Origin of the sequence: Enterobacter sp. 120016, from assembly GCF_018383635.1 — a bacterium.
Classification (GTDB): Bacteria; Pseudomonadota; Gammaproteobacteria; order Enterobacterales; family Enterobacteriaceae; genus Enterobacter; species Enterobacter asburiae_D.
In genome coordinates, this window is record NZ_JAHAWC010000001.1 from 437,883 (window position 1) to 459,957 (window position 22,075).

At 53.6% G+C, this 22,075-nt stretch carries 27 protein-coding genes; 2 read left to right on the forward strand and 25 right to left on the reverse strand.

Annotation, left to right across the window (positions count from 1 at the left end):
* Nucleotides 1–6 precede the first annotated feature (6 nt).
* From KIF87_RS02125 to KIF87_RS02230, 23 genes are all read right to left on the reverse strand, one after another.
* On the reverse strand, nt 7–2,454 hold the full coding sequence (locus KIF87_RS02125; RefSeq protein ID WP_213327764.1) for a phage tail tape measure protein: 2,448 nt from the start codon (nt 2,452–2,454) through the stop codon (nt 7–9).
* A complete protein-coding gene (locus tag KIF87_RS02130; protein ID WP_213327765.1) occupies nt 2,444–2,566 on the reverse strand; it encodes a GpE family phage tail protein in 123 nt (40 codons plus the stop codon). The genes KIF87_RS02125 and KIF87_RS02130 overlap by 11 nt, the downstream gene beginning before the upstream one ends.
* A 32-nt stretch (nt 2,567–2,598) precedes the next feature.
* Nucleotides 2,599–2,907 carry a phage tail assembly protein gene (locus tag KIF87_RS02135; RefSeq protein ID WP_213327766.1) on the reverse strand — a complete coding sequence of 103 codons (309 nt, stop codon included), beginning with the start codon at nt 2,905–2,907 and terminating at the stop codon, nt 2,599–2,601.
* Between the two features lie 60 nt (nt 2,908–2,967).
* A complete protein-coding gene (locus KIF87_RS02140) occupies nt 2,968–3,486 on the reverse strand; it encodes a phage major tail tube protein (protein ID WP_001207673.1) in 519 nt (172 codons plus the stop codon).
* A 12-nt stretch (nt 3,487–3,498) separates the two neighbouring features.
* Entirely contained in the window at nt 3,499–4,692 is a 1,194-nt protein-coding gene (locus KIF87_RS02145; RefSeq protein WP_213327767.1) for a phage tail sheath protein, read from the reverse strand.
* A gap of 124 nt (nt 4,693–4,816) precedes the next feature.
* Nucleotides 4,817–5,413, reverse strand: a complete 597-nt coding sequence (locus KIF87_RS02150) for a tail fiber assembly protein (protein ID WP_213327768.1) — start codon at nt 5,411–5,413, stop codon at nt 4,817–4,819.
* Nucleotides 5,413–6,399 carry a phage tail-collar fiber domain-containing protein gene (locus KIF87_RS02155; protein WP_213327769.1) on the reverse strand — a complete coding sequence of 329 codons (987 nt, stop codon included), beginning with the start codon at nt 6,397–6,399 and terminating at the stop codon, nt 5,413–5,415. Before KIF87_RS02155 ends, KIF87_RS02150 begins: the two co-directional genes overlap by 1 nt.
* The gene (locus KIF87_RS02160) at nt 6,396–7,004 is read right to left on the reverse strand and encodes a phage tail protein I (RefSeq protein ID WP_213327770.1); all 609 of its coding nucleotides are present in this window, start codon (nt 7,002–7,004) and stop codon (nt 6,396–6,398) included. The genes KIF87_RS02155 and KIF87_RS02160 overlap by 4 nt, the downstream gene beginning before the upstream one ends.
* Nucleotides 6,997–7,905, reverse strand: coding sequence for a baseplate assembly protein (locus tag KIF87_RS02165; RefSeq protein WP_213327771.1), 909 nt, complete (start codon nt 7,903–7,905; stop codon nt 6,997–6,999). Before KIF87_RS02165 ends, KIF87_RS02160 begins: the two co-directional genes overlap by 8 nt.
* A gap of 6 nt (nt 7,906–7,911) precedes the next feature.
* Nucleotides 7,912–8,262 carry a GPW/gp25 family protein gene (locus tag KIF87_RS02170; RefSeq protein ID WP_213327772.1) on the reverse strand — a complete coding sequence of 117 codons (351 nt, stop codon included), beginning with the start codon at nt 8,260–8,262 and terminating at the stop codon, nt 7,912–7,914.
* Entirely contained in the window at nt 8,259–8,900 is a 642-nt protein-coding gene (locus KIF87_RS02175; RefSeq protein ID WP_213327773.1) for a phage baseplate assembly protein V, read from the reverse strand. The genes KIF87_RS02170 and KIF87_RS02175 overlap by 4 nt, the downstream gene beginning before the upstream one ends.
* A 136-nt stretch (nt 8,901–9,036) precedes the next feature.
* Complete coding sequence (locus tag KIF87_RS02180; RefSeq protein WP_213327774.1) at nt 9,037–10,716, reverse strand: AIPR family protein; 1,680 nt, start codon at nt 10,714–10,716, stop codon at nt 9,037–9,039.
* 245 nt (nt 10,717–10,961) lie between these two features.
* A complete protein-coding gene (locus KIF87_RS02185) occupies nt 10,962–11,408 on the reverse strand; it encodes a phage virion morphogenesis protein (protein ID WP_213327775.1) in 447 nt (148 codons plus the stop codon).
* Nucleotides 11,401–11,868 (reverse strand): phage tail protein, encoded by a 468-nt coding sequence (locus KIF87_RS02190; protein WP_213327776.1) that lies wholly within the window; start codon nt 11,866–11,868, stop codon nt 11,401–11,403. Before KIF87_RS02190 ends, KIF87_RS02185 begins: the two co-directional genes overlap by 8 nt.
* Nucleotides 11,831–12,076, reverse strand: coding sequence for an Rz1-like lysis system protein LysC (gene lysC, locus KIF87_RS02195; protein WP_249665775.1), 246 nt, complete (start codon nt 12,074–12,076; stop codon nt 11,831–11,833). Before lysC ends, KIF87_RS02190 begins: the two co-directional genes overlap by 38 nt.
* Nucleotides 11,964–12,389: an Rz-like lysis system protein LysB gene (gene lysB, locus KIF87_RS23225; protein ID WP_249665776.1), complete on the reverse strand. Its 426-nt coding sequence runs from the start codon at nt 12,387–12,389 to the stop codon at nt 11,964–11,966. Before lysB ends, lysC begins: the two co-directional genes overlap by 113 nt.
* Entirely contained in the window at nt 12,386–12,895 is a 510-nt protein-coding gene (locus KIF87_RS02200) for a lysozyme (RefSeq protein ID WP_213327778.1), read from the reverse strand. The genes lysB and KIF87_RS02200 overlap by 4 nt, the downstream gene beginning before the upstream one ends.
* On the reverse strand, nt 12,879–13,100 hold the full coding sequence (locus KIF87_RS02205; protein WP_001354073.1) for a hypothetical protein: 222 nt from the start codon (nt 13,098–13,100) through the stop codon (nt 12,879–12,881). Before KIF87_RS02205 ends, KIF87_RS02200 begins: the two co-directional genes overlap by 17 nt.
* Nucleotides 13,091–13,294 (reverse strand): tail protein X, encoded by a 204-nt coding sequence (locus KIF87_RS02210; protein WP_023209074.1) that lies wholly within the window; start codon nt 13,292–13,294, stop codon nt 13,091–13,093. Before KIF87_RS02210 ends, KIF87_RS02205 begins: the two co-directional genes overlap by 10 nt.
* Entirely contained in the window at nt 13,294–13,800 is a 507-nt protein-coding gene (locus KIF87_RS02215; RefSeq protein ID WP_213327779.1) for a head completion/stabilization protein, read from the reverse strand. Before KIF87_RS02215 ends, KIF87_RS02210 begins: the two co-directional genes overlap by 1 nt.
* Before the next feature lie 99 nt (nt 13,801–13,899).
* Entirely contained in the window at nt 13,900–14,649 is a 750-nt protein-coding gene (locus KIF87_RS02220) for a phage terminase small subunit (protein ID WP_213327780.1), read from the reverse strand.
* A 3-nt stretch (nt 14,650–14,652) separates the two neighbouring features.
* A complete protein-coding gene (locus KIF87_RS02225) occupies nt 14,653–15,747 on the reverse strand; it encodes a phage major capsid protein, P2 family (protein ID WP_213327781.1) in 1,095 nt (364 codons plus the stop codon).
* Nucleotides 15,748–15,802: 55 nt separating this feature from the next.
* On the reverse strand, nt 15,803–16,657 hold the full coding sequence (locus KIF87_RS02230; protein ID WP_213327782.1) for a GPO family capsid scaffolding protein: 855 nt from the start codon (nt 16,655–16,657) through the stop codon (nt 15,803–15,805).
* Between the two features lie 166 nt (nt 16,658–16,823).
* On the opposite strand from KIF87_RS02230, the gene KIF87_RS02235 reads away from it, so the two are divergent.
* Together KIF87_RS02235 and KIF87_RS02240 are read left to right on the forward strand one after the other, a co-directional pair.
* Entirely contained in the window at nt 16,824–18,593 is a 1,770-nt protein-coding gene (locus KIF87_RS02235) for a terminase ATPase subunit family protein (RefSeq protein ID WP_213327783.1), read from the forward strand.
* Between the two features lies 1 nt (nt 18,594).
* On the forward strand, nt 18,595–19,620 hold the full coding sequence (locus KIF87_RS02240; RefSeq protein WP_213327784.1) for a phage portal protein: 1,026 nt from the start codon (nt 18,595–18,597) through the stop codon (nt 19,618–19,620).
* A gap of 47 nt (nt 19,621–19,667) precedes the next feature.
* Here KIF87_RS02240 and KIF87_RS02245 read toward each other — a convergent pair whose 3' ends face one another.
* Together KIF87_RS02245 and KIF87_RS02250 are read right to left on the reverse strand one after the other, a co-directional pair.
* On the reverse strand, nt 19,668–20,882 hold the full coding sequence (locus KIF87_RS02245; protein WP_213327785.1) for a hypothetical protein: 1,215 nt from the start codon (nt 20,880–20,882) through the stop codon (nt 19,668–19,670).
* Between the two features lie 432 nt (nt 20,883–21,314).
* Complete coding sequence (locus KIF87_RS02250; RefSeq protein ID WP_213327786.1) at nt 21,315–21,914, reverse strand: hypothetical protein; 600 nt, start codon at nt 21,912–21,914, stop codon at nt 21,315–21,317.
* Nucleotides 21,915–22,075 lie beyond the last annotated feature (161 nt).

The following is a 22,075-nucleotide window of genomic DNA, read 5'->3' on the forward strand; positions in this document are numbered from 1 at the left end:
TCCCCCTCAGTCATGGCGCATACTTGAGCGCTGACGCGCACGGTTTTCACGGTCGAGTTTATCGACGGCCTCGCGGAGCTGCCGGTCAAGGTCGCTGCCCGGCGCGATGCCACCATTCAGGTTGATGTTATATTCTGGCTTGCTCTGGTCGACGTAAGTCTTACCAGTCGGCGCCGTTACCGGCTGATATGCCTGATAGCCGCCATATGATGAGGTTGCCGGAATATAAGACCCGTTTTGCGAGCCGGTGGCGGCACTGGCTTTTGCGGCCTTCTGGTCAAGGTCGCTTGATTCTTTATTGATAACCCCGAGCTTTTCCAGTAACCAGTTAACGCCGGTACGCAATGTATTAAAGCTTTTGAGCGGTAACATCAGCGCTTCGGCCAGCATCTTACCGAACATCACACCCGCATTTTTGCAGCTGTCGAGCGTCTCCTGCGTCGACTTAACCGGTGCGATCAGGTCTTTAAACCACTGCCACGCCACTTTAAGTTTGTCACCCAGCCAGTCAAAAACCGGCTTTAACGGTTCGAATAATTCCACTACAGGGGCAAAAGCCTGCTTTAACCCCTCCATTACGCCTGAGAAAAACGCGCTTATGGGCTCCCAGTATTTGCGAATAAGCAGCGCACCGGCGACGATGGCAACGCCAATAGCCACTATCGGCCACGTAAGCGCTCCGAGCACGGTCATGATGGCGCCGCCCACCACAGAGAAAACCGTCCCGAGCAGTGATGCACCGGCAATCAAAATATTAATGCCGGTAATGACCGGCCAGGCGACCAGACCAATTGCCCCGAGGATGCCAATAATTGCCAGTGCGCCGCCTGCTATGATGCCGATGGTCTGCGCCAGCCCCTGATTTTTCTGGATCCAGCCGTCGAGCTTTAAAACATATTTCGTGGCAGTCTGGGTGAGCTTACGCAGTGACCCCTCCTGCTGGTCAAACAGGTCAGTACCGACGGCCTCATAGGCTGACTGAAATTCTTTGAAGTCGCCGCCGAGGTTGTCCTGCATGATTTTAACGAGCTCAGCGGTTTTCCCGTCCGAGGCTTTAAACGCCGCCGTGAGCTGGTCGAGTTTGCCGCTTGAGGCCGCGGTCATCAGTACCGCCGCCGCCGAGCTGGCTTCCTCACCAAAGATGGTTTTCATGTACTCGCCTTTCTGGCTTGTTCCGAGATTATTTTTCTCAAAACTGCGCTGCATTTCTTTCAGAATGGCGAATATCGGGCGCGTGTTGCCCTTGCTGTCAGACGTTTTAACGCCGAGCTCTTTAATGGCCTCGTATGCCTTACCGGTCGGAGCCTGCAGGCGACTCAGGACGGCACGGCTGCCCGTCCCCGCCATCGAGCCGGTGATTTTGGCGTCATGGAGCGCGCCGACCATTGCGGCGGTCTGCTCGATACTGACCCCGGCATTTTTTGCCACCGGCGCAGCATAGGTCAGCGCGTCGCTCAGCCCGTCAAAGTCAGCGGCCGTTTTGTTCATGGTCATCGACAACACGTCGCCGATGTGTGCGATCTGGTCGTTTGACATCTGAAACGCGGATTTCATCCCCGTCAGCAGCGCGGCGTTTTCTTCCATCGAGCGACGGTTAGACAGCGCCATATTCAGCGTGACCGGCGTCGCCGCCTGAATCGCTGCGGCATCCCCGCCGCTTTTCGCAATGATAATCTGCGCGCTGGCCGCATCATCTGCAGACGCAGCGGTATTATCCCCGAGCTGGCGCGCCTGTTTGCGCAGCGCCTCCATTTCGGGTGACTGTTTATCGACCCCGAGCACGGCCTGCAGCTCAGAGTTTTTCTGTGCAAACTCATAACCGGGCGTGAGTAATTTCACTCCGGCCATTGTTCCCGCCGTGGCGATACCGACGCCCGCCGCGCCTGCCGCTGCAGCGCCTCCGGCAAGGGATTTACCGGCCTGATAACGCTCTTTAACGCGACTGAGTCGCGCCTGCTGTTGACTGACCCGCGCCAGTGCCTCGCGCTGCCGGTTAAGTTGCGCGGTCGTCTCACTGATGCTGGTTTTCAGGCGGCGCTCATCCGCCGAGAGAGTACGGGTGTTAATCCCGGTCTGCGCGAGCTCGGTGCGCTGGCGCTGTACCGACTGCCTGAGGCTGTTGTATTTGAGCTGCAGGTCAGCGGCGGATTTCTTTGCCGCCTCCATCGCGCGCGCCTGCGCGGTTGTGGGGTTCTGCGTGTTTTTAAACTGGACGGCCAGCGCGGCGGCTTCCTGTTTCGCCTTGTTAAGCGACTGGCCTGTCACGGCAAGCTGCGCGCTCGCTTTCCTGAATCCGTCAATTCGGCCAGCCTGCGCATTCAGATCGCGCAGGCTGTTCTGAGAAGTGCGGATATCGCCAGCAAGGGTCTTGCTGGCAGTCTGGATAGCTTTGAGCGGTCGGCTTGCCCGGTCTACTGCGTTCAGCAGTACCTCAATCCTGACGTTATTGCTCATGGTGGTGTCCGCTTCGCTGCAGCGCCTTTTCGCGCCATGTGATGAGCCCGGTCACGCTCAGGGAATTCAGCTCTGATGGCGGCCAGTGAAATATCACCGCGATATCCGCCATCAGGTCATCGACCGAAAAGTTATCCGGGAAGGTCAGCGAGCCGAAGATGGTGACAAAAAACCGACCACCTTACCGGCGAACAAAATCAGGTCTGATGCTTCCAGACGCATGACCTCGGGCTCGGTCAGCGCCGGGTATGTCATGCGCGGCAGCACCTTAATCAGCGCATCGACGTCAGAGTTTGCCAGCGCGGCCAGACTGACACCGCGCAGGGTTCCGGCATTGGGTTTGGTCAGCGTCACCTGTTCGATTTTTTGCTCACCGCGCATGATTGGATTATCGAGGATCACAATGTTTGGGTTTTCGGTTTCGATGGTGGCGGTTTCGTTGATGTTTTCCATGATGTTGCTCTCTTTGAATGTGAGTAAGTGACCGGCCAGCCTGGCTGACCGGTTAACGGGTTACAGGCCAATCGCCCGGCGGTGCTCAGCGAGACGGTCAACGCCGTCGACTTTCATCACCATGTTGACGACGTCAATCTCGATGACCTCTTTGCCGTCAATCGTGAGCTGGTAATACGAGCACTCGGTCGCGATTTTGGTCGTGCCGCTTTCGCCCTGTTTGTTCTCGCCGCCGTCGTACTCCTTGTGACGGCCACGCATGACCACCTCAACGGCGGAAATTGCGCCGGTATCATCGCGCTGGAATGAGCCGGTGAAGCGCAGCGGCACGCTGTCGGCACCCGGTGACGCATACTGCGCCCACAGCGCGACGTCAGGCAGGCCGCCCAGCGTCCACTCAAGCGACAGCGCGTCGTCGTCGAGGCCGAGGTCAATAGACACCGAGCCCGGCATCCCGCCGCCGCGATACTTCTCAAGCTTGCGGGTCAGCTTTGGCAGGGTGACGGATTCAACGACGCCCATGTAGCTGAGACCGTCGTTAAACATGTTCAGGTATTTCAGTTTGCGTGGTAACGCCATGCTCTGAGCTCCTTAGCTGTTGACCGAGTCTGACAGGTCTGCCAGATAGGTATCGGTGATGCGCTGGCGCAGGGTCAGGTTTTCCAGCGGCGGGACGGGGGTGTAGTCGTAATCGATATACAGCTTCCCGGCTTTCAGGGTTTCCACGCTGTTTGACTCCGGGTCATACCAGCAGGAGCCGTCAACGATATAGCCGTTGTTTTTCAGCTCGCGGAATTTGGCATTGATACCGGCGACGATGTCGCGGATGAGCGTTGCGGAAACGGGCTTATCCATCGCCCAAGCGTGCGCCTCTGCCATCGTGTCGGCCAGCACCTGCGCCGTGCGGGTGTAGTTTTCAAACACGAATAACGGATCGTCCGAGCAGGTGCGGTTACCCCAAAACTTAAAGCCGTCGTTGCGGATGAGCGTTGTCACCCCGGCCTGATTCAGCAGGTTGGCGTCCGTGGCCTGCTCCTGCAAATCCCATGAGACCGAGGCACTGACGCCGGTGACGCCATTTACGCCGACGTTGGACAGCGTTTTGTGCCAGCCGGTCTCCTGGTCAATTTTGGCGCGCAGACCGAGCGCGCGGGCGGTCGCCCATGCAATATCGGTTTCGTTCGCCGTGGTGTCCCATGCCAGAAAGTCCGGGTGAATCACCATGAGCTCACGCTGGCTGAAGTTCTCGCGGTATTTGATGGCGTCGGAAATGGTCTTGCAGCCCCACGCGCTCACATAGCCGAACGCGCGCAGGCTCTGGCAGGTCGACGCGAGCGCGGTCGCCACTTCCTGCGTGTCCAGCCCCGGCACGCCGAGAATGCGCGGCTTAACGCCGGTGACGGTTTTCGCCGTTAACAGCGCTTTCAGCCCGGTATATTTGCCGTTTTCGTCGGTCGTGCCGATGATGTTGGAAATGGTTTCTTTCTGCGCCGCTTCCGGGTCTGACGGGTCGTCGGTACCTTCAGGAACGCGCACCACCACAATGACCGGCTTGCACTGGTCGGCGATGGCCTGCAGGGATTTTGACAGCGTGCCTTTTTTACCGGCTTTACCGATAGCCGTTTGCACACTGGTAATCAGCACCGGCTCATTAAGGGGAAACGTCTTGTCGTCAGCATCGCTGGCCGTGCAGACCATGCCGATGATGGCCGTCGAGACGGTGGAAATGGTGCGCGTGCCATCATTAATCTCGATGACCTCGACGCCGTGATGATAGTCGCCCATCTGTTTAACTCCGTGGTTAAGGGGTGCGACTATTTTCTGTTGTGTGTCGCGCAGGCGCGATGCAATGCCGTTGGTGGAGGGATAACACAACATACAAAAAAGCCCTCCGGGTGGAGGGCGTCGTTTATTCTGGTCTTTCCGGCCACTCAATATCCGGCACAGCAGAGGTGTCGATCGCGTTCAGCGACTGAATGTATTTCATCCACGCAATCAGGCTGGCCTTGTCATCGTCGCTGATGATGCCGAGCTGCAGCTCAGTCTGCCAAAGGCTGATAGCGCTTTGCGCCTCTGACAGCAGCGCGGATTTTTTCTGTTCAGCCTCCTTAACCTGACCGTTTTTCTGCGCGTCCTTATCCGTGACCCATTCGCCACCGTTCCAGCGGTCATAGGGGGTCGACGGTGCAATCGTAGTTATGCCGACGGCATAGTCACCGGGCGCGGTAATGTTGACCGGCTGACCGGTTTCCGTGTCATAAACCGTCTCACCGCGATGGTCTGCGACATACTCCCACCCGTCAAGACTGGCCGCGCGACACACCGCGAAACCTTCTTTTTCTTCGACCGGTGCATCGGTGCAGGAATTAGCAGGAATCCCCACGCCCAGCGCCAGAAACTCGACAGAGGACGTCAGATATTCGCGGGTTTCACCGTCATAGTTATAAACCGTCATATCACCGGCTTTTGTGGTAATGCCCTGTTTATTCAGCGTCGCTTTTGCCATTATGCCGCCCTCACGATGTAGTTAAATGCAATGTTGCGTGGGCGAGCGCCGAATGATGACCGTTGACCACCAATTGAAGAAATCAGCCCTGCGGTATTTATGTGTGACCATGACGGGCTGTTGTCGACAACGCTGTCGAAATCACTCAATGGGATATATGCGGTCCCATCTGAATGCCCCCCGAGGAACATCCCAACTCCAGAGCCGACCTGAGCGGATAATAGCGCTCGTCCATTATCTATCCCGCGCCCGTCATCCCACCCTCGCAAAAACTCACTGCGCAAGTCAGGCAATTTACCGGATGGATAAGCAACAGCCAGCTTTGGATACTTCACCTTGTCAAAAACCGCGCCGTTGCATTTTAACCATCCCTCCGGCGGTGTTGCCTGCGGCCACGGCAGCGGAAAACCGACCGGAATGTATTTATCAATATCCGCCGTTTTGAGGTATTGCGTGTGCGGGTCTGCAGCGGCGAGGTGTGCGGCCAGCAGATTATCGGCATAGGCTTTCACCTCGATAGCCTTATCCTCGACATACTGGCGCGTTGCCAGCACCACCGACGGGTCGATTTTCAGTGTAATCGCCGACGTGCTCGACACAATCAGAATCATGCGAATGGTCTGCGTGCGGCCGCTCCCCTCCTGCAGCTGCGGTTTGTAGGTCTCCGGGCAGTTTGCCACGGCAATCAGAATCCCCTCATCGTCGTAGAGACCAATCTCGCGTATCCAGAAACCGCCCTCATTCTCGGGAATAATCTGTTCCGCGATAATCTGGCTGGTATTGGCCGGGTCAACGGTCAGCAGGTTCAGCGGCGCGATGCGCTTCTGATTTATGAGCTTCGTCTGCGCCGGGTCAGGGGTCGGCAAAGTACCATTCGCATCGCCGACGGCCATCTGCGTCAGGTTTAGTCTGGTACCGAGTGCCGCCGCGTTCGCCAGCCGCGCCGCGCCCTGATTGGTCAGAATGGCAAGATATTTTGCGGTCATGCGTTCACTCTCAGGTTATCAATCAAATGGATGGCCGAGGCCGGGTAATATTCACCGCCGACGACAATTTCCTCGGGGGTGTAGGGGTAAACGGTGAGCGCGTCGCCGTCGTAGCATCCCGCGCCGACATGCAGCTCATCGGTCGCACTCAGGCTGATAGCAAGCCCCGTCAGGTGGCGGCTTGCCGGTTTGGCGTCTTCAATCAGGCGCTCGAGCTCCTGATACATTTCGTCAGTGATGCCGCTGTCGAGCACACCAACAACGAGACGGAAAGTGCCTGGCGCCTCGTCGAGCTGCCACCACTCGCGCACCTCAATCAGAAAGCCGAGCGGCTCAACCACCCGACGCAATGCGCTGATGGTGCCTTTGTGCTGATGGACGAAAAACGAGGACATAATGACGCTTCGCTTTGTTGCCTCCGGCCACTTCTCATCCCACCGGTCGACCGACAGCGCCCACGCCAGATACGGCAGCAGGTTTACCGGGCAGGTGCGCCAGTTCCACAGGGTGCGCAGCGATACCGGCACGCGCTGAATCTCAGAGAGCGCGGTAGCGGCGGCGACCTCCAGCGGCGACGAGCCAACGGGTAACAGCCGGTCACTCATCCGAGCCCCCGATAGTTATCTGGTACTCGGTACAGTTCGACGCCTGCGACTTACTCAGCACAATGTCGGCCTGCGGTGATGCCAGCTCGACACGCTGCACCCCCTCAACATGCAGCGCCGCATAAATGGCTGACAGGCGGATATCACGCCCGAGGCGGTGCTGCGCGCTGATATAGCTCTGAAGCCTCTGCTCTGATGCTTGCCTGATGGGCTCAGACTCGGGGCCGGGGTAAACGTAGATCGTCGCGTCAATCTGGTACGGCACAATCTCGGCTGACTGGACGGTCACACGGTCAGCCACCGGTCGCACATCTTCGGCGTTCAGTGCTTTTTCAACGATTGCCAGTAACTCAGGGCTCGCTGTGCCGTCACCCTCACGCGATAACACGGTAATCGTCACGCAGGCGGGCGACGGGCTTTCGACCGACACGTCGGCGACCCGTCCGTCAGCGCTTCTACCGTGATACTCATAGGCGCCAACCGGACCCGCCACGCTTAATCCTTCAAAAGCTTGTTGTGTGCGCAGTCGCAGGTCAGCATCTGATTCCATAACGGCAGGCGTTGGCGGTATGGTGGTGTCATCAGCAGGGGTAATGGTCAGGCGTCCGGTATTATTGTTCCCGGCCACAACGTCAAGGTCTCGACCGCTTGAATAGGCCAGCGTTACCGCCTGCGCGGCTTCGTTCACACGCTGACGCCAGATAACTTCACGATAGGCGTTTTCCTGCAGCAGCTTAACAATCGGCTCTGATTCAAGTGCCAGCGTCCGGGCAATGGCCTCCTGCTGGTCTTCTGGATAGAGTGAAATTAGCGTCGCAATGCGTTCGGCAAGAATGGTTTCAAAGTCCAGTTCTTCCACCACATCGGGAACGGGTAACTGATTCAGGTCAACGGTTGCCATAGTGATTTAGCTCAGTGGAATGGTGATGGAAAATGGCTGGCCGCCGGTCGAGCGGGTGCCGGTGATGTCGACATACAGCCCGCCGTCGGTCTCAGACCGTTCAAAGGTAATGGTCGAGAGGTCTACGCGTGGCTCCCACTTCTGGATCGCGGAATAACACGCGGCCATAATCTGCAGGCGCAGCGCCGGAGTCTGCGGCTGGTCAATCATCTGCGACAGGAGCGAGCCGTATTCACGACGCATGACTCGCGAGCCTACCGGCGTGACCAGAATGTCGCGCACGCTTTGCCGGATATGCTCAACCTCAGAGATACTGAGGCCGGTCTGGCTGTTCATTCCCAGATAACGCACCGTCATTTGATGCCCTCCGTCCAGCTTCCGCCCCGTTCGACGCCGCCGTGGTCGTGGTTATCCACCTGCACGCCGTTTGATTTCAGTGTCCCGCCGGTGTGCTCGATGTTCCCGCTCATCTTCCCGCCGCTCTTCACTTCGAGCGTGCCGGTCGTCAGCTTGTTGGTGCACACCACCTCCGGCGTATCGAGCGTGATGCGGCTCGACGCTTTCACCAGCACCACCGGCACTGTGGCCGTAATGGCGTCCGACGCGGTGACGTCTGCGGTTTTGATACCTGACACGGTGAGCGCACCGCTTTCGGGCTCGTACTCGATAACCGCCCCGTCAGGAAAGGACACGTGAAGCGCATCAGGGGAGGCAGACGGCGCGGGATTGTCATCAGAAAAAATGCCGGGCAGCACAAAGGCCGTATCGAGCTCGCCGCCGACAGCAAGCAAAAGCACCTGCTCGCCAACGGATGGAGCCCACCATACGCGCGAGCGACCGGCGCGGCAGGTTAGCCAGTTCAGCCAGGTGGTTTCCATGCCGCCGGTCTGGACACGACAAAGCCCCTCGTCGTGGTCGACGTCGGTGACGATGCCGGTGCGGATAAGGTTGCGGATCGCGCGTGCGATTTCCTGCAGAGAATTTAGATTATTCATGGGGAAAGGATGCCGCCGGGGATGGTCAGCGGCAACCAAGGGGGGTTTTGTAGGAGCAGGCACAACAACAGAAACTCTATTCGAACCAAAACCCAAAAATGGGTATTTGATTGCAGCATAGAGAATTAATACTAACTTACTGAATTAAGTTGATAATATTTTCAACAAAAACAGTACCTTTTGCCACATTATCATCCCCACCGAGCCGGGAATACTCATCCCATACGATATGAAACACTTCATCAAACAAAGGTACCGTAATATCCCTCAATTCAAAATCACTTACAAACCCAGGCATATTCTTTTTAGACACTCCAGAACCTGCGATTTTTAAAACAACAGCCATGGAGATATGATATATAACATTATTAAAGTCACGCTTACTCTCAAATTGATACTCTTTCAATAGTTCAGAGCACCTCTTTAGAATTAAATAAGAGTTTAAATATAGCGACAACTGATATTTTTTATTAAAAATCTGCTCATACCGAGCATTATCATTGATAAGTGTAGAAGGTCGAGCGCGAGCGTTATTTGGTTCTAATAACACAACCGTCATGACACATTGAGATAAATATGAAATAGAAACAATTCGAGACGCAGGCTTTCCTTCATTTTTATAAAAATTCTTGCGCCTGTCATAAAAAAAGCCACTCGCTTTGAAAAAATCCTCAATATCGCGATGGATTTCATCAGCACTTCGAAGTGAAGCCGGAGGGATACTAGTCTGGCTATTTGTCGCCCTAATTATTTTATCTCTAGATTCTGGATTACTTTCACAAATCACTCTGACCAGAACATTTCTGTTTTCAGCAACATCCTCGACCAAGTTAGCAAAATGGTTATATATTTCATGTGAAGTTTGCAGACCATTAACTACCTGTGGGTTTTCGATAGTAAGTGTTTTTCCAGATAAAACCGCCTTAGATGTAATAACGGTAACACCATTATTTAAAAACCAGAAATCCTCTTTCCCATTATTTAATGTATCTTGAATTGCAACATTCACTACAACATCGCCATTGTGATCTCTTACGTTGGATTCAAAGATACTTCTCGAAATAGAATCATTATCGGAAATGAACTCATGGTATTTTTTTAGATTTACTAAGCAAAGATAACTGCCATTAACAGTAGCGATAGGTGATTCGGCTAACTCCATCATCCTTGACGTACTTTTAACCTTACGATTTAATTCAACAAGTTTACTTGCCCCAACGAAATCAAGAGAAAATTTCGATCCCGTAAACATTTTTGAAATGGTTTCTTTTAAAGGAATCCCTTTATTAAGAACATTGATATGCACCTCTTCACCAAGTGTAGAATAATAGTAAGAAAAGGTTAGATCTGGAAATCCCTTCATTAAAGAACTATAAACGTCTCGAAATATTGACACTTTATCACGAAGATCTTTATTATATCTCCGAGTTATTTCTTCCGTTGTTATGTCCGTGGAGATGTTAAATAAATCCCTTGCCACCTCATTAAATTTAACAACCGCATCCTCATTGAAACCTTTAGAGGTTTTTGATTGTATGACAACCAACTCAATATTGTTATGTTTTCCGCCTTTTGAATAATCCGTATCTTCCTTTATTAACTCGCCATTAAGGAAGGTATAAATAGAATCAATGCCCCCATCCCCCCCATCCCCAACCACGCTATATTCTATATCAGAATAGGTAACATCATAATCCTTAAGGATTTGAGCGGCAGTATACATCTCAAAATAATCTGGATAACTTATATTTTGCTCCGCAGCCTCCTCACGAATTATTTTCTCCATAATTGTTTGCGAATTTGTTAACTCGGCCATGCCAACTCCTATTAATTGATTTTCTATCCCTATAGAAACCAAACCATCAATCATTACAATTGAAGCGCGACGCAACAATTATGGTTAGGGTATGTTGTTATTCAGATATACTTACTAGCTTTGCACATGTCAAGCCTACCCACCAGTTTTTTAGAAAAAGTTTCCCGCATTTCAGCTTTGCTAACCATTTAAATAATTACAGTTCAAAACAAACATTTGATCAGTTAAGTTAATCATTGTAAGGATTAACTAATATGCCTTATAAGAAATTTAAGCACGAGTGCCTTGTCTTCTCCATTATACCCGAGCAGCTGACGCTCTGCGTATTGCACGTGCTGAGCATGCGCGTTTGGCCGGTCTTTGAGACCGTACTGATGGACGCGCGCAATGCGCTGTACTTTGCCAGTAAATTCCACTACTGCACTGTTTTCGCGGCCAGTGGCTTTCATGTACCGGCTTGTGCGGAGCTTCTGGAACATCGCCCGCTTAATCCGCCCGGTCTTAGCTCTGAGCGGCTGACGCTTTCGTGCCTGATACGGTGAGCCGTCCGGGGCTTTTTGCTGTTTGATACGTTGCTGTTGCGACTTGCGCAGCTCCTTTGCTATCTCCCCGGCCAGCTTCCGGCGCGATGCCGGTGACAGAGCAGCAATCAGACCGTTGAGCCGGTCGTCAAAGGGCTTAAATTCACTCATCCCATTTACTCGCCAGCTCTCCGTCAAGATAGAGCTCTTTTGGTGGGATTACGGGCTCCGGCAGCGGCGGCTCAGGGGCATAGCTCACGTGCAGCGCGCCGTTTTCCTCCCTGATGATGGTGCGCTCGGTGAGCTGCAGGCTGATGCTGATATCGACGCTGTCCCCGTCGTTCAAATCCATCTGGAAACGGTAGCCCTTTTTGCGCCCGTCATCGAGCGTGCAGATATCCGGCTGGTTTTCCCTGAGCCATGCGGCCACCGGCACGAAAATCAGGTCAGGGTCGCCCACGAAGTCACACACGATCACATTCAGGGTATAAATTTTCTCATGCGACAGCGAGGCCGCGAGACGCGCATCGATATTCCCCTCATCGGCAAAGATGCGCATCATTTCGGGGTTTGTTTCAAGCTGCGGAACGGCTTTAATCAGCGCTTCGCGCAGGCTGCGTGCTTTCTTCATCAAGTTTATCCTGACAGTCTTTGACGGTTTCAACCTGCAGCGCGCAGGCGGCGAGCGCGTGCTCAAGCCTGCGAATATCGGCGCTCAGGTCGCCATTAGTGGCCGGTTCGCTTCCCGGCATCGGGCAATAGCTCACCTTCGGGCAGGCGCTGTAAACAATGACCGGCGGAGGCGCAGGCGGCGCGGGTGTGCAGCCGACGCACAACATCAGGCAGTTCAGCGCTATACCAGCGGCGTAAGGTTTCATTCTCATTTATCAGCCTCGTAATGGTTTCTTCACGCCGCACGGCCATTGCACCGGCGGCCAGCAGTTCGCCGCGTAGACTGACCTGCGCGGTTTCATTTCGCCTGGCAATTCCCTGCGAAACGGAAAGCTGATTTTTGAGCATTCCGATCGCGGTTTTTTGTTCCGTGGCGACCCTGTTTGCCCGTTCAAACGAGCGCGTCAGGTTGCCGTTTTCATGACGCTGCCAGAGCACAACCGCCATCAGCGCAGCCAGTAAAAACAACATCACTTTCATTGAATCCCCCTGAGGCAGTAAGCACGCTCGCGCGCGCGGCGGTTCTCCAGCCCTTTGTTAATTTCGCCATTCACGTAAACCCAGCGGGGGAGCTGGTCGCACACCTGCCACCATTGATGACGCTTGATATAGGCGACCATCGTCGACCGGCAGGCCGCACCGGTTCCCACGTTGAATGAGAAGCTGACCAGCGCGTCGTAAATGTGCTGCGGCATTTCCACCGGCACGCAGACTGCGAGACGCTTCTCGACGTTCAGCACATCCGCGACGAGGTTCGCCGCCGCCTGTCGCTCGGTGATTTCCCCTTTCGGCACGACGCCTGCAGTGTGGCCGATGCCTGACGTCCACACTCCCGCGCTGCACTGGTAAGGCGTCAGGCGACAGCCTTCGAGGTCGGCAATGAGCGCCAGCCCCCCGGGCGAGGTGTTAAGCAGACGAAAGTCAGGCATCAGTACTGCCAGCGCCAGCACGGCGGCCACACTGCACTTTTTAACGATTGATTTCACGAATAGCCCCTTTATCGAGTCCGAGCGATGTCAGGTAGAGGTACGTCTTGCGCTTAAACCAGTAGTTCGTCAGCGCGGTAAAAATGGCGCATCCGCCGCCTACGTAAAGCGCCATCTTTTCGGGGGACATTGCCCCGACATACGCCAGCCCCACGGCCAGCCAGTAGGCAATAAACGTGGTGATTTTTTCCATACTCAGTCCCATAGATTCACCGTTTCGGTTCTGGCCGCGCTCTCGGTCTCGGGCAGCTCTATTGCCGTGCCGTGCGGCAGGATCACACCGAGCTCAGACAGGCCGGGATTAGCCTCTAAGACGGTTTCGACCACGCCCTCAGTGCGCCCGTAGTACCGGGCGCAAATCGCGTCGAGGGTGTCACCCTGCAGCGCATACGCTTTCATCAGATTTGCCCCACAATGCAGCGCGCTTTGTCCTGGATGCGCGCCACAGACCAGCGCATATCCCGCCACATTTCATCGATAGTGCTGTCGATGCTGTCGGCTTTTTTGTCGCCTTTGGCGGTCGCATCCACGCCGCGAAAACGCTCATACAGCGTGGCCGTCGTCATCGAGCACACGGCGTTGAAGTAGTGGAAAACGCGCACGCTCTCGCCGTCGAGCTTGTCGGTCGGGACATCCGCCAGCGTGGCGTAACCGGCATCGCGCTGACTTTCGCGCCAGTCGCTCAGCTCCGCGTTTGTCTCTGCGATCGCGGTCTTAATCGCCCGGCGCAGGCGCACGGGGGAAACGGTCTGCTCCAGTCGCATTTCTTCCCGCACGCGCTTCGGATCAACGTCAGGAAAAAACGGGGTGTTTTTGATTACCGGCTCGCTCACGCCCGGCGGCGGTATCACCACGCCCGGCACATCCTGCGGCTCTTTTTTTGGCTCAATAATCAGCGTCGTCATGACAACCTCGGGTAATGGGTGGGCGGTGGACGCCGGTCGCAGTCAGGGCAATAAATGCCCGCATTGACCGGCGTGCCGCCCGGCTCGGGGAGCGCTCGTTTAACCTGCGGCTTTTGCCGCCTTTGGTGGACGCCCGCGCCGTGCCGCTGGTTTGGCGGCAGGCTTGCGCGTGCGCGGTTTAGTCGTTTTCGGTGCCGGTTCGGGTTTTGGCCTGAGCTGGCGCTCTAGCTGCTCAATGTCTTTTCGAACACCAATGGTGCTCTCTAACTGGATCGCACGCTGCAGGTGCGCCAGCGCCTCCGGTAGTTGCTCCGCATCACGCAGCACGTAGCCGGTGATTTTGTGCAGCTTCGCACGCACGATATCGGGCATATCCGAGCGTTCAGTCAGCGCGATAGTGTCGAGCAGGTTCGCCAGACTGACCGGCTGTTTTGCCGTGAGCAGGCGCTGCGCGGCCAGTGCCACTTCTTCGGCCAGCAGGCACGGCGTCGGACGGCGACCGACCGGCATGGTCAGGCCGTAGGTCATGGCGTAACGGGCGATTTCCAGCGCCCCGGCGATATCGTCAGCATCGAGACGCCAGAGCATCACCGTCATGATGATGTCATCCTGTGTGCCTTTGCCGTTTGCGAGGACGCCAGCGACCCACGGCAGGTAGAACGGCAGCAGCTCGCGCTTTTTCGCGGCTTTGCGCTCTTTGGAGCTGATTTGTTTTAACGTGCGGTTGTCTGCGGCCAGCTTAACGAGCATCTGCTCATAGGCAGTTGCATTGCGCAACGGGACGGCAGCCCGCTGCGCTGTTTCAGAGGCCGAGACCCGCATCATGTGACGCGCTGCGGGACTCGTCATGGCTTACTCTCCGCTTTCCGGTGCTGCAGGCGCGGAAGCGCTTTCCGGCGCTGCCGGTGGGGTAAAGTCACCGAGCTTGATGTTTTCAATTAGGCAACCGGCGGCGTAAGCCTCAACCACGTAGTCGATATTCATAGACTCGTAGTTTTCTACGCGGTCTTTTTTCGGTTCTTCAATGATGGCGCGACGGTGCGCGTCATCCATGAAGTAGATAGACAGGTTGTCGAGACGCGTCACCATCAGCGCATCTGCCGGGAAGTAAGGCACGCGCACGGCAGGCAGGTTGCCGATTCGCTTCTGGCTGATGATGATGTCAGCGGCCAGCGACTCGGTGTTTGCCTGCTCTTTGTTGACGATCGGAAAATATTTATCCGCCATCAGCTTACGCCCGGTGATGACAACCAGCTCCGGGTCATCCTGATAAATCTCGTCAATCAGGTTGCCGGTGGCATCCATGACCAGCGCGTCGAGGTTCGCATAGTCGCCGTTTTTACCCACGCGGATCACTTCTGAAATAACCGCGCCGTCCTCGTCGGTGATTTTGGACATCACGCGCGCTGGCGCTTCATTGCGGTACTTCTGCAGCCAGCCGGTCGCCACATCCTGCAGCATCGGATTCTTTTTGCGGTCGGACGTCGCCGCGCGCTCAATGCCGTTGAAACCGGCCATGATGAAATCGAGGGACTGGCGCTTGATAATGGCGTCACGGATACGGGTCTGGAAGTCCTGGAATCGCGCCCACAGGTCGAGCTGTTTGTAGCGGATATGGAAGTCAAAGTTAATCTGCGCGCACTCGTATTTATTGGACTCCAGCGCGGTAAAGTCAGCGGTCTTACGCTCATCATCACCGGTGGTGTCGGCGGTGCTCGCAATCGTACCGTTAACGCCCACCCCGACTTTTTCGCCTTTCAGCTCGTCGACCGGGACGATGTTGATTTTGGTCAGAAACGCGGATGACATCTGCAGGGTGGTCATCAGGGTTTGCGTGACCGACGGCTCGACGGTGAATTTCTTCGCCACGTCATCGGTGGAAACGCCGTTCAGCTCCGCAACGCGGGACAGGTAGGCATTAAATTTAAAGCGGGTATCTTTACGCATGGTTTTTCCTGTTCGGGTAAAAAGGTTGGGACCGGGCAACACGCCCGGCGTGTTATCAGCAGTTGGTCAGCAGCTCGTCGCCCGTACCGCCTTTTGAAAGCTCGCGGCGCGGCTGGCGCTGGCTTTCGGTGCTGTCGAGGGAGCTTTTCAGGGAGGTAAACGCCTGCGCGTTTTCATCGACTTTGCTGTTCACGTCCTGCTTAAGCTGTGCAAAAGCGGTCTCCAGCTCGGTGACGCGCTGGTCGGTAGCGTTGAGATTGGTTTGCACCTGCTCGGTGACGGTGGTCACCGCCTCATGCACATCAGCGAAACGGGCGTCATCGCTGGCCTGCTTACGGCCAAAAATGGCTTTAACCTTATCGGTCAGGCTGTTGAGCATGGTGTCGGGGACGTCCTCAAACTCCAGCTCAGCGAGTGACGCAACAGAGAAGAGATCGCCCGGCTTGTCTTTTTTACCGGCGAGCGGGTTCTGCGCGGCGCGGCTGCAGAATTCGAGGTATTCCGTGCCGAGACTTGCCGGGTCATCGGTGACGGCCAGGCCAACGAGGTAACACTTGCCGCTGTTGGCAAAGTTCGGGCGGATCTCCATGGAGGTGTAAACCTTCTGCCCGGCCTTAACCATGCTGACCAGCTCGTCGAGCGGCTGGATTTTGCCGTACAGCGCTGTTTTGCCATCGAGCGCAGAGCCATCGCTGATAATCTCCGCCTTAAGCTCGGTTACATCGCCATAACGTTTAAACGGACTGTCAGGCATCAGCCCCCGGATATGTTCGAGGTTAATGCGGCAGCCGTAGACGCGCGGGTCGAACGTGTCGGCCATATCCTGGATATCATCGCCGCTGATGACGCGGCCATCGCAGGTATCACCCTCGACGCCGATGCGAAACCATTTAGAAACTTTCTTTGCCATTGTTCAGGTGTCCTGATGTTGGGTTTTCGGGTCGGGTTTAGTTTCCCGACTCTGCCCCGTATCAGCCACCGCTTGCGCTCCTGTTAGATCTGATACAACAGGCACTTAGCGCGAATACCCCCCTATTTCCTTAGCCTTGCCACGTCACACCAAAAACGAGGCAAGCATGACCATTTCAACTGACCTTTCTCTGTTAAATGACCCGCGACGACAGGCGCGCCTGTTGTACTGGCAGGGGTTCGCCGTACCGCAAATCTGCAACATGCTGCAGCTCAAGCGCCCGACCGTGCAGAGCTGGAAACAGCGGGATGGATGGGAAGAAACCGCGCCGATTAACCGCGTGCAATCGACATTAGAGGCGCGGCTTATCCAGCTCTACGCTAAGCCAGACCTGACTGCGCATGACTTCAAAGTCGCGGATTTTTTGTCGCGCCAGATGGAGCGGCTCGCTCGCATTAACCGCTACGGCCAGACCGGAAACGAGGTGGATTTAAACCCTAATATCGCCAGCCGCAACAAAGGCGATCGCAAAAAGCCGAAACGTAATTATTTCAGCGATGAGGCAATCGAAAAGCTGGAAGAGATTTTCTTCGACCAGTCCTTTGACTATCAGCTCCGCTGGCATAAAGCGGGGTTAGAGCACCGCATCCGCCACATCCTGAAATCGCGACAGATTGGCGCGACGTTCTACTTTGCGCGCGAGTCACTTCTGCGCGCGCTTAAGACCGGGCAAAACCAGATATTTTTGTCGGCCAGTAAAACGCAGGCTTACGTGTTCCGTAAGTACATCATCGCCTTTGCCCGTCTGGTTGACGTCGACCTGTCAGGCGACCCGATCGTCATCGGCAACAATGGCGCTGAGCTGATTTTTCTCGGGACCAATTCCAACACCGCGCAGAGCCACAACGGCGACCTGTATGTCGATGAAATTTTCTGGATACCCAATTTCCAGAAGCTGCGTAAAGTCGCCTCGGGCATGGCCTCGCAGTCACACCTGCGCACCACCTATTTTTCGACCCCGTCGACGCTGGCGCACGGCGCATATCCGTTCTGGTCAGGCGAGCTGTTTAACCGTGGCCGCAGCAACCGCGACGAACGTGTCGACATCGACATCAGTCATCAGGCGCTTGCCGGTGGCATGTTATGCGGGGACGGCCAGTGGCGGCAGATTGTCACCATTGAGGACGCGCTCGCCGGTGGCTGCACCCTGTTTAACCTCGACCAGCTTAAGCAGGAAAACAGCGCGGATGACTTCCGTAACCTGTTTATGTGCGAGTTCGTCGACGATAAGGCATCGGTATTCCCGTTCGAGGAGCTGCAGCGCTGCATGGTCGATGCGATGGAAGAATGGGAGGACTTCGAGCCGTTCGCCGACCGTCCGTTTAACTGGCGTCCTGTCTGGATTGGCTATGACCCGTCACACACCGGGGACAGCGCCGGGTGCGCGGTGCTGGCTCCGCCGCTGGTTGCCGGTGGCAAGTTCCGCATCCTTGAGCGTCATCAGTGGAAAGGCATGGACTTTGCCGCGCAGGCCGAGGCCATTCGCGCGCTGACCGAGAAATACACCGTCGACTATATCGGCATTGATGCGACCGGCATCGGCCAGGGTGTTTACCAGCTCGTGCGCTCATTCTTCCCGGCGGCGCGCGCCATCCGCTACACGCCGGAAATGAAAACCGCAATGGTGCTGAAAGCGAAAGACACCATTCGCCGCGGGTGTCTGGAATATGACGCCGGTGCGACCGACATCACGCAGTCATTTATGGCTATCCGCAAAACCATGACCAGCAGCGGCCGCAGCGCCACCTATGAAGCCAGCCGCAGCGAGGAAGCCAGCCACGCGGATATCGCGTGGGCGACCATGCACGCCCTGTTAAACGAGCCGCTTTCCGCCGGTAGCGGTATGCAATCAAGTTCAATTCTGGATATTAACTAAGATGAAAAAACGCCAAAACAAACAGCCAAAACAGACCAGCATGACCGCCAGGGCGCCGCAGAAAATGGAGGCGTTCACCTTTGGTGAGCCGTCACCCGTTCTGGATCGCCGCGACATCCTCGACTATGTCGAGTGCATCAATAACGGCAAATGGTACGAGCCGCCGGTCAACTTCTCGGGACTGGCAAAAAGCCTGCGCGCCGCCGTTCACCACAGCTCCCCGATTTACGTCAAGCGCAACATTCTGACCAGCACCTTTATCCCGCACCCGTTGCTGTCCCGTCAGGACTTCAGCCGCCTTGTGCTCGATTATCTGGTCTTTGCAAACGGCTATCTCGAAAAGCGCATGAGCGTGACCGGCCAGCTCATGAAGCTGGAAACCTCCCCGGCCAAATACACCCGCCGTGGTGTCGAGAATGGCGTTTACTGGTACGTGTCGGACTATACGCACCCGCACCAGTTCGCCCCCGATTCGGTGTTTCACCTGCTTGAGCCCGATATTAATCAGGAGCTCTACGGGATGCCGGAATACCTGAGCGCGCTCAATTCTGCCTGGCTGAATGAATCCGCCACGCTGTTTCGTCGCAAGTATTACCAGAACGGCGCGCACGCGGGTTACATCATGTACGTGACTGACGCAGCGCAAAGCAGCACCGACGTCGAGGCGCTGCGCTCCGCGATGCGCGATTCAAAAGGACTCGGGAATTTTAAAAACCTGTTTTTCTACGCCCCGAACGGAAAACCGGATGGCATTAAGATCGTGCCGTTGAGTGAAGTCGCCACGAAGGATGATTTTTTTAACATCAAGAAGGTGAGCGCCGCTGACCTGCTCGATGCGCACCGCGTGCCATTCCAGCTCATGGGCGGCAAGCCTGAAAATATCGGCTCGATGGGCGATATCGAGAAGGTGGCGCGGGTATTTGTGCGTAACGAGCTGACGCCGTTGCAGGAGCGTTTCAAAGAGATCAACGACTGGCTAGGCATGGAAGTAATAAAATTTAAAAACTACAACTTAGTCGAGGATTAACAAAGAATTTCTATCTTAAGGGCTACTAGCCCTTAAGATTAGAAAGATTACTTAACAAAGGCCTTTAATATGAAGTAAGACGGATTTGTTCTTATTTTTGAATGTTCGTCCTTTAGATTTCTCGCTGTACGGTAGAAACCGACACCTGCACTTAACACAGACAAAAGAGACACTTTAGAATCAATAAACCCTAGCGAGGCCAATCCTGCTTCAATACATACCTCTCCAAAAGCTTTTCTTTTAAGATCCTTCAACGTCTTTTGTACTTCACCAACGCCTTCATCATAAACTCTTACTCTAAACTCTTCTTCAATCATTTCAATTTGACGGCGATTATTTGCCTGCTGCATCTTAAAAGCCGAATCCATCAATACTTTTTTATAAGCATCAAAACTTTCACCATAGTCATTTTTTATTTTTGCGATAAGATCTGGCGTAACCCCATGTAAAAAAGGCGTATTGATAGATAACATTTTTCTTTTTTCACTGCCAGAGCCGTTCATACTATTAAGAATTTTATTGGTAAACTCACATGGGTATGCAATAGTTGCACTTACATCATTTGCATATGACAAATTTAAATTTATAGTAGCTAGATGCTCTTTGATTGTCCTATTGATAACACCTCCAACCCAATTGTCATATTTCAAACGACTCGATGGCACAGCGAATTTTCTAGTCTCGTAGTTTACTTGCTCCTTACCATCAGCATCTATATAAGTATCCGCAAGTGCATACATGTATCCATTTACATAGGGTTCATCACACCCCTCGATGCTGACATTTAACTCCCCTGAAATAGCTTTAGGGGGTAGTTGTTTAAAGAGAATTCCCTCATCAGTCTCACCAACCCTTGTAACTGGTGTTGCTTTGATATTTTTCTTATATATATTAATTGTTTTCTTTGAAACACCACTCAACATTTTAGATATATCAGCTGAGTTTACAAGCAAATCTCTTTTTTTTGCTGACTCATAATCTAACACCCTACTTGGAGACGCAGAAATCGTGCCATTACTAAATAAAAGTCGATTAGCCTTAAGAAAGCTAACAAAACTTGACACTTTAGCTTTTGCAGTTTCAAACGGATTGCGGGTGGAATTTACAATCCGCCGACTGTATTCAAAATCTTTTAAATAAACAAACGCTTCAAAAACATCATCATTGATGATTATTGAATCCATCGATAAAAGTGACTTATAAAAATAATCCGTATTATTCCTATTTGGAAGGTAAAGGTTAAAAGGAGATTCCGGGCTCATAAATGATGCATCTCCGCACAACAACTCTGCTTTATCGCAGTATATTTTTAGTTGCTCAAAAAAACCTCATCCTTTAAGTTACTATAATTTAATGAAGCATTGTAATCGTCAAATAGCTCGGTATCGATAATAAGTTCGATTGCATTATAATACATAGAGAGTTCCTATGAATAACTAACAAAAGAAGGAGTATAGCATCTGAGAATACTGATTACTCGTAAGATCCACACTCCTGACTGTTGTTTCATCCCGGCGCGCAGTGCTATCCCCGCCTCGCCTGCGCGCTTAACGGGTCGCTTTTAATGCAGGTGCATCAGGAGCCCCGAACCGCGCCAACGCTGGCTTTGCTAAGCAAAAATTTCAAATTCAAACGCTTGCAAAAAAATGCACCTCTTGCATCCACAGGTATCTCATATGGTTATATATTTTTCACTAGTTTCCGTACAACTTTTTCAACCTTATTAAATGATCTTTCGGAAGACTAACTTTATAACGTTTCATTGCAGTTTCAATGATGTAATGACCTTTTTTAAAGGTAGGATTACCACTAGAAGAAATTTTCTCATAAACATGGCGAAAATTAGCTAAAGAATCTATATAAAACTCAAACCTATAACTCTCACCAAGCTGTTGAAAAGTCCAAGGAAATTTATCACCGCAGTATTTTAAATGGTTAATTTCCGCATCATCTTTGGCACCATCCAGATGAAGGTAAATCTTCAGCAATGGTGTAGTTATGCTTCTCAGGTTTTTAAAATTGATAGCTGTTAACCCTGAATTATCTTTGATAGGATCTACATTAATCGCAATCTGTTCGGTGTTGTTCTGTGACGCCTGAAAAGCCAAAACCAGCGATACAATTACAGCGAAAAGCGTAGCAACACCAGATAACCACCCTCCTAACATAGACCAAAACGCTACTTCGTTGGAGGCACCTTTATGCATCCATCCCCAATCAACACCACCTATCAACAGACCAAATCCAAACGATAGCAAACATAAAAACCCGCCAATCAATACTGCCCAACGCATAATACACCCCACTATCTGTAGTTTTGAACATTACAAAAGCGAATAATTCAGAGGGAATTCGTCACTTCTCCCCCGTGATTTCGGTCGAATTGAACTAGAGAAACTCATCGCCGCAGTGAGCGACACCGCCGCCTCGTTTTGATTAATCTAAACATTATCAC

Coding starts and splice junctions, on each gene's coding strand:
- KIF87_RS02230 (WP_213327782.1), bottom strand. CDS start 16,657: ATGGCAAAGAAAGTTTCTAAATGGTTTCGCATCGGCGTCGAGGGTGAT.
- KIF87_RS02215 (WP_213327779.1), bottom strand. CDS start 13,800: ATGACGACGCTGATTATTGAGCCAAAAAAAGAGCCGCAGGATGTGCCG.
- KIF87_RS02150 (WP_213327768.1), bottom strand. CDS start 5,413: ATGGCAAAAGCGACGCTGAATAAACAGGGCATTACCACAAAAGCCGGT.
- KIF87_RS02250 (WP_213327786.1), bottom strand. CDS start 21,914: ATGCGTTGGGCAGTATTGATTGGCGGGTTTTTATGTTTGCTATCGTTT.
- lysB (WP_249665776.1), bottom strand. CDS start 12,389: ATGAAAGTGATGTTGTTTTTACTGGCTGCGCTGATGGCGGTTGTGCTC.
- KIF87_RS02220 (WP_213327780.1), bottom strand. CDS start 14,649: ATGACGAGTCCCGCAGCGCGTCACATGATGCGGGTCTCGGCCTCTGAA.
- KIF87_RS02240 (WP_213327784.1), top strand. CDS start 18,595: ATGAAAAAACGCCAAAACAAACAGCCAAAACAGACCAGCATGACCGCC.
- KIF87_RS02130 (WP_213327765.1), bottom strand. CDS start 2,566: ATGGCGGATATCGCGGTGATATTTCACTGGCCGCCATCAGAGCTGAAT.
- KIF87_RS02225 (WP_213327781.1), bottom strand. CDS start 15,747: ATGCGTAAAGATACCCGCTTTAAATTTAATGCCTACCTGTCCCGCGTT.
- KIF87_RS02155 (WP_213327769.1), bottom strand. CDS start 6,399: ATGACCGCAAAATATCTTGCCATTCTGACCAATCAGGGCGCGGCGCGG.
- KIF87_RS02125 (WP_213327764.1), bottom strand. CDS start 2,454: ATGAGCAATAACGTCAGGATTGAGGTACTGCTGAACGCAGTAGACCGG.
- KIF87_RS02165 (WP_213327771.1), bottom strand. CDS start 7,905: ATGGCAACCGTTGACCTGAATCAGTTACCCGTTCCCGATGTGGTGGAA.
- KIF87_RS02175 (WP_213327773.1), bottom strand. CDS start 8,900: ATGAATAATCTAAATTCTCTGCAGGAAATCGCACGCGCGATCCGCAAC.
- KIF87_RS02160 (WP_213327770.1), bottom strand. CDS start 7,004: ATGAGTGACCGGCTGTTACCCGTTGGCTCGTCGCCGCTGGAGGTCGCC.
- KIF87_RS02180 (WP_213327774.1), bottom strand. CDS start 10,716: ATGGCCGAGTTAACAAATTCGCAAACAATTATGGAGAAAATAATTCGT.
- KIF87_RS02185 (WP_213327775.1), bottom strand. CDS start 11,408: ATGAGTGAATTTAAGCCCTTTGACGACCGGCTCAACGGTCTGATTGCT.
- KIF87_RS02135 (WP_213327766.1), bottom strand. CDS start 2,907: ATGGAAAACATCAACGAAACCGCCACCATCGAAACCGAAAACCCAAAC.
- KIF87_RS02205 (WP_001354073.1), bottom strand. CDS start 13,100: ATGGGACTGAGTATGGAAAAAATCACCACGTTTATTGCCTACTGGCTG.
- KIF87_RS02140 (WP_001207673.1), bottom strand. CDS start 3,486: ATGGCGTTACCACGCAAACTGAAATACCTGAACATGTTTAACGACGGT.
- KIF87_RS02210 (WP_023209074.1), bottom strand. CDS start 13,294: ATGAAAGCGTATGCGCTGCAGGGTGACACCCTCGACGCGATTTGCGCC.
- KIF87_RS02170 (WP_213327772.1), bottom strand. CDS start 8,262: ATGACGGTGCGTTATCTGGGAATGAACAGCCAGACCGGCCTCAGTATC.
- KIF87_RS02245 (WP_213327785.1), bottom strand. CDS start 20,882: ATGAGCCCGGAATCTCCTTTTAACCTTTACCTTCCAAATAGGAATAAT.
- KIF87_RS02145 (WP_213327767.1), bottom strand. CDS start 4,692: ATGGGCGACTATCATCACGGCGTCGAGGTCATCGAGATTAATGATGGC.
- KIF87_RS02235 (WP_213327783.1), top strand. CDS start 16,824: ATGACCATTTCAACTGACCTTTCTCTGTTAAATGACCCGCGACGACAG.
- lysC (WP_249665775.1), bottom strand. CDS start 12,076: ATGTTGTGCGTCGGCTGCACACCCGCGCCGCCTGCGCCTCCGCCGGTC.
- KIF87_RS02190 (WP_213327776.1), bottom strand. CDS start 11,868: ATGAAGAAAGCACGCAGCCTGCGCGAAGCGCTGATTAAAGCCGTTCCG.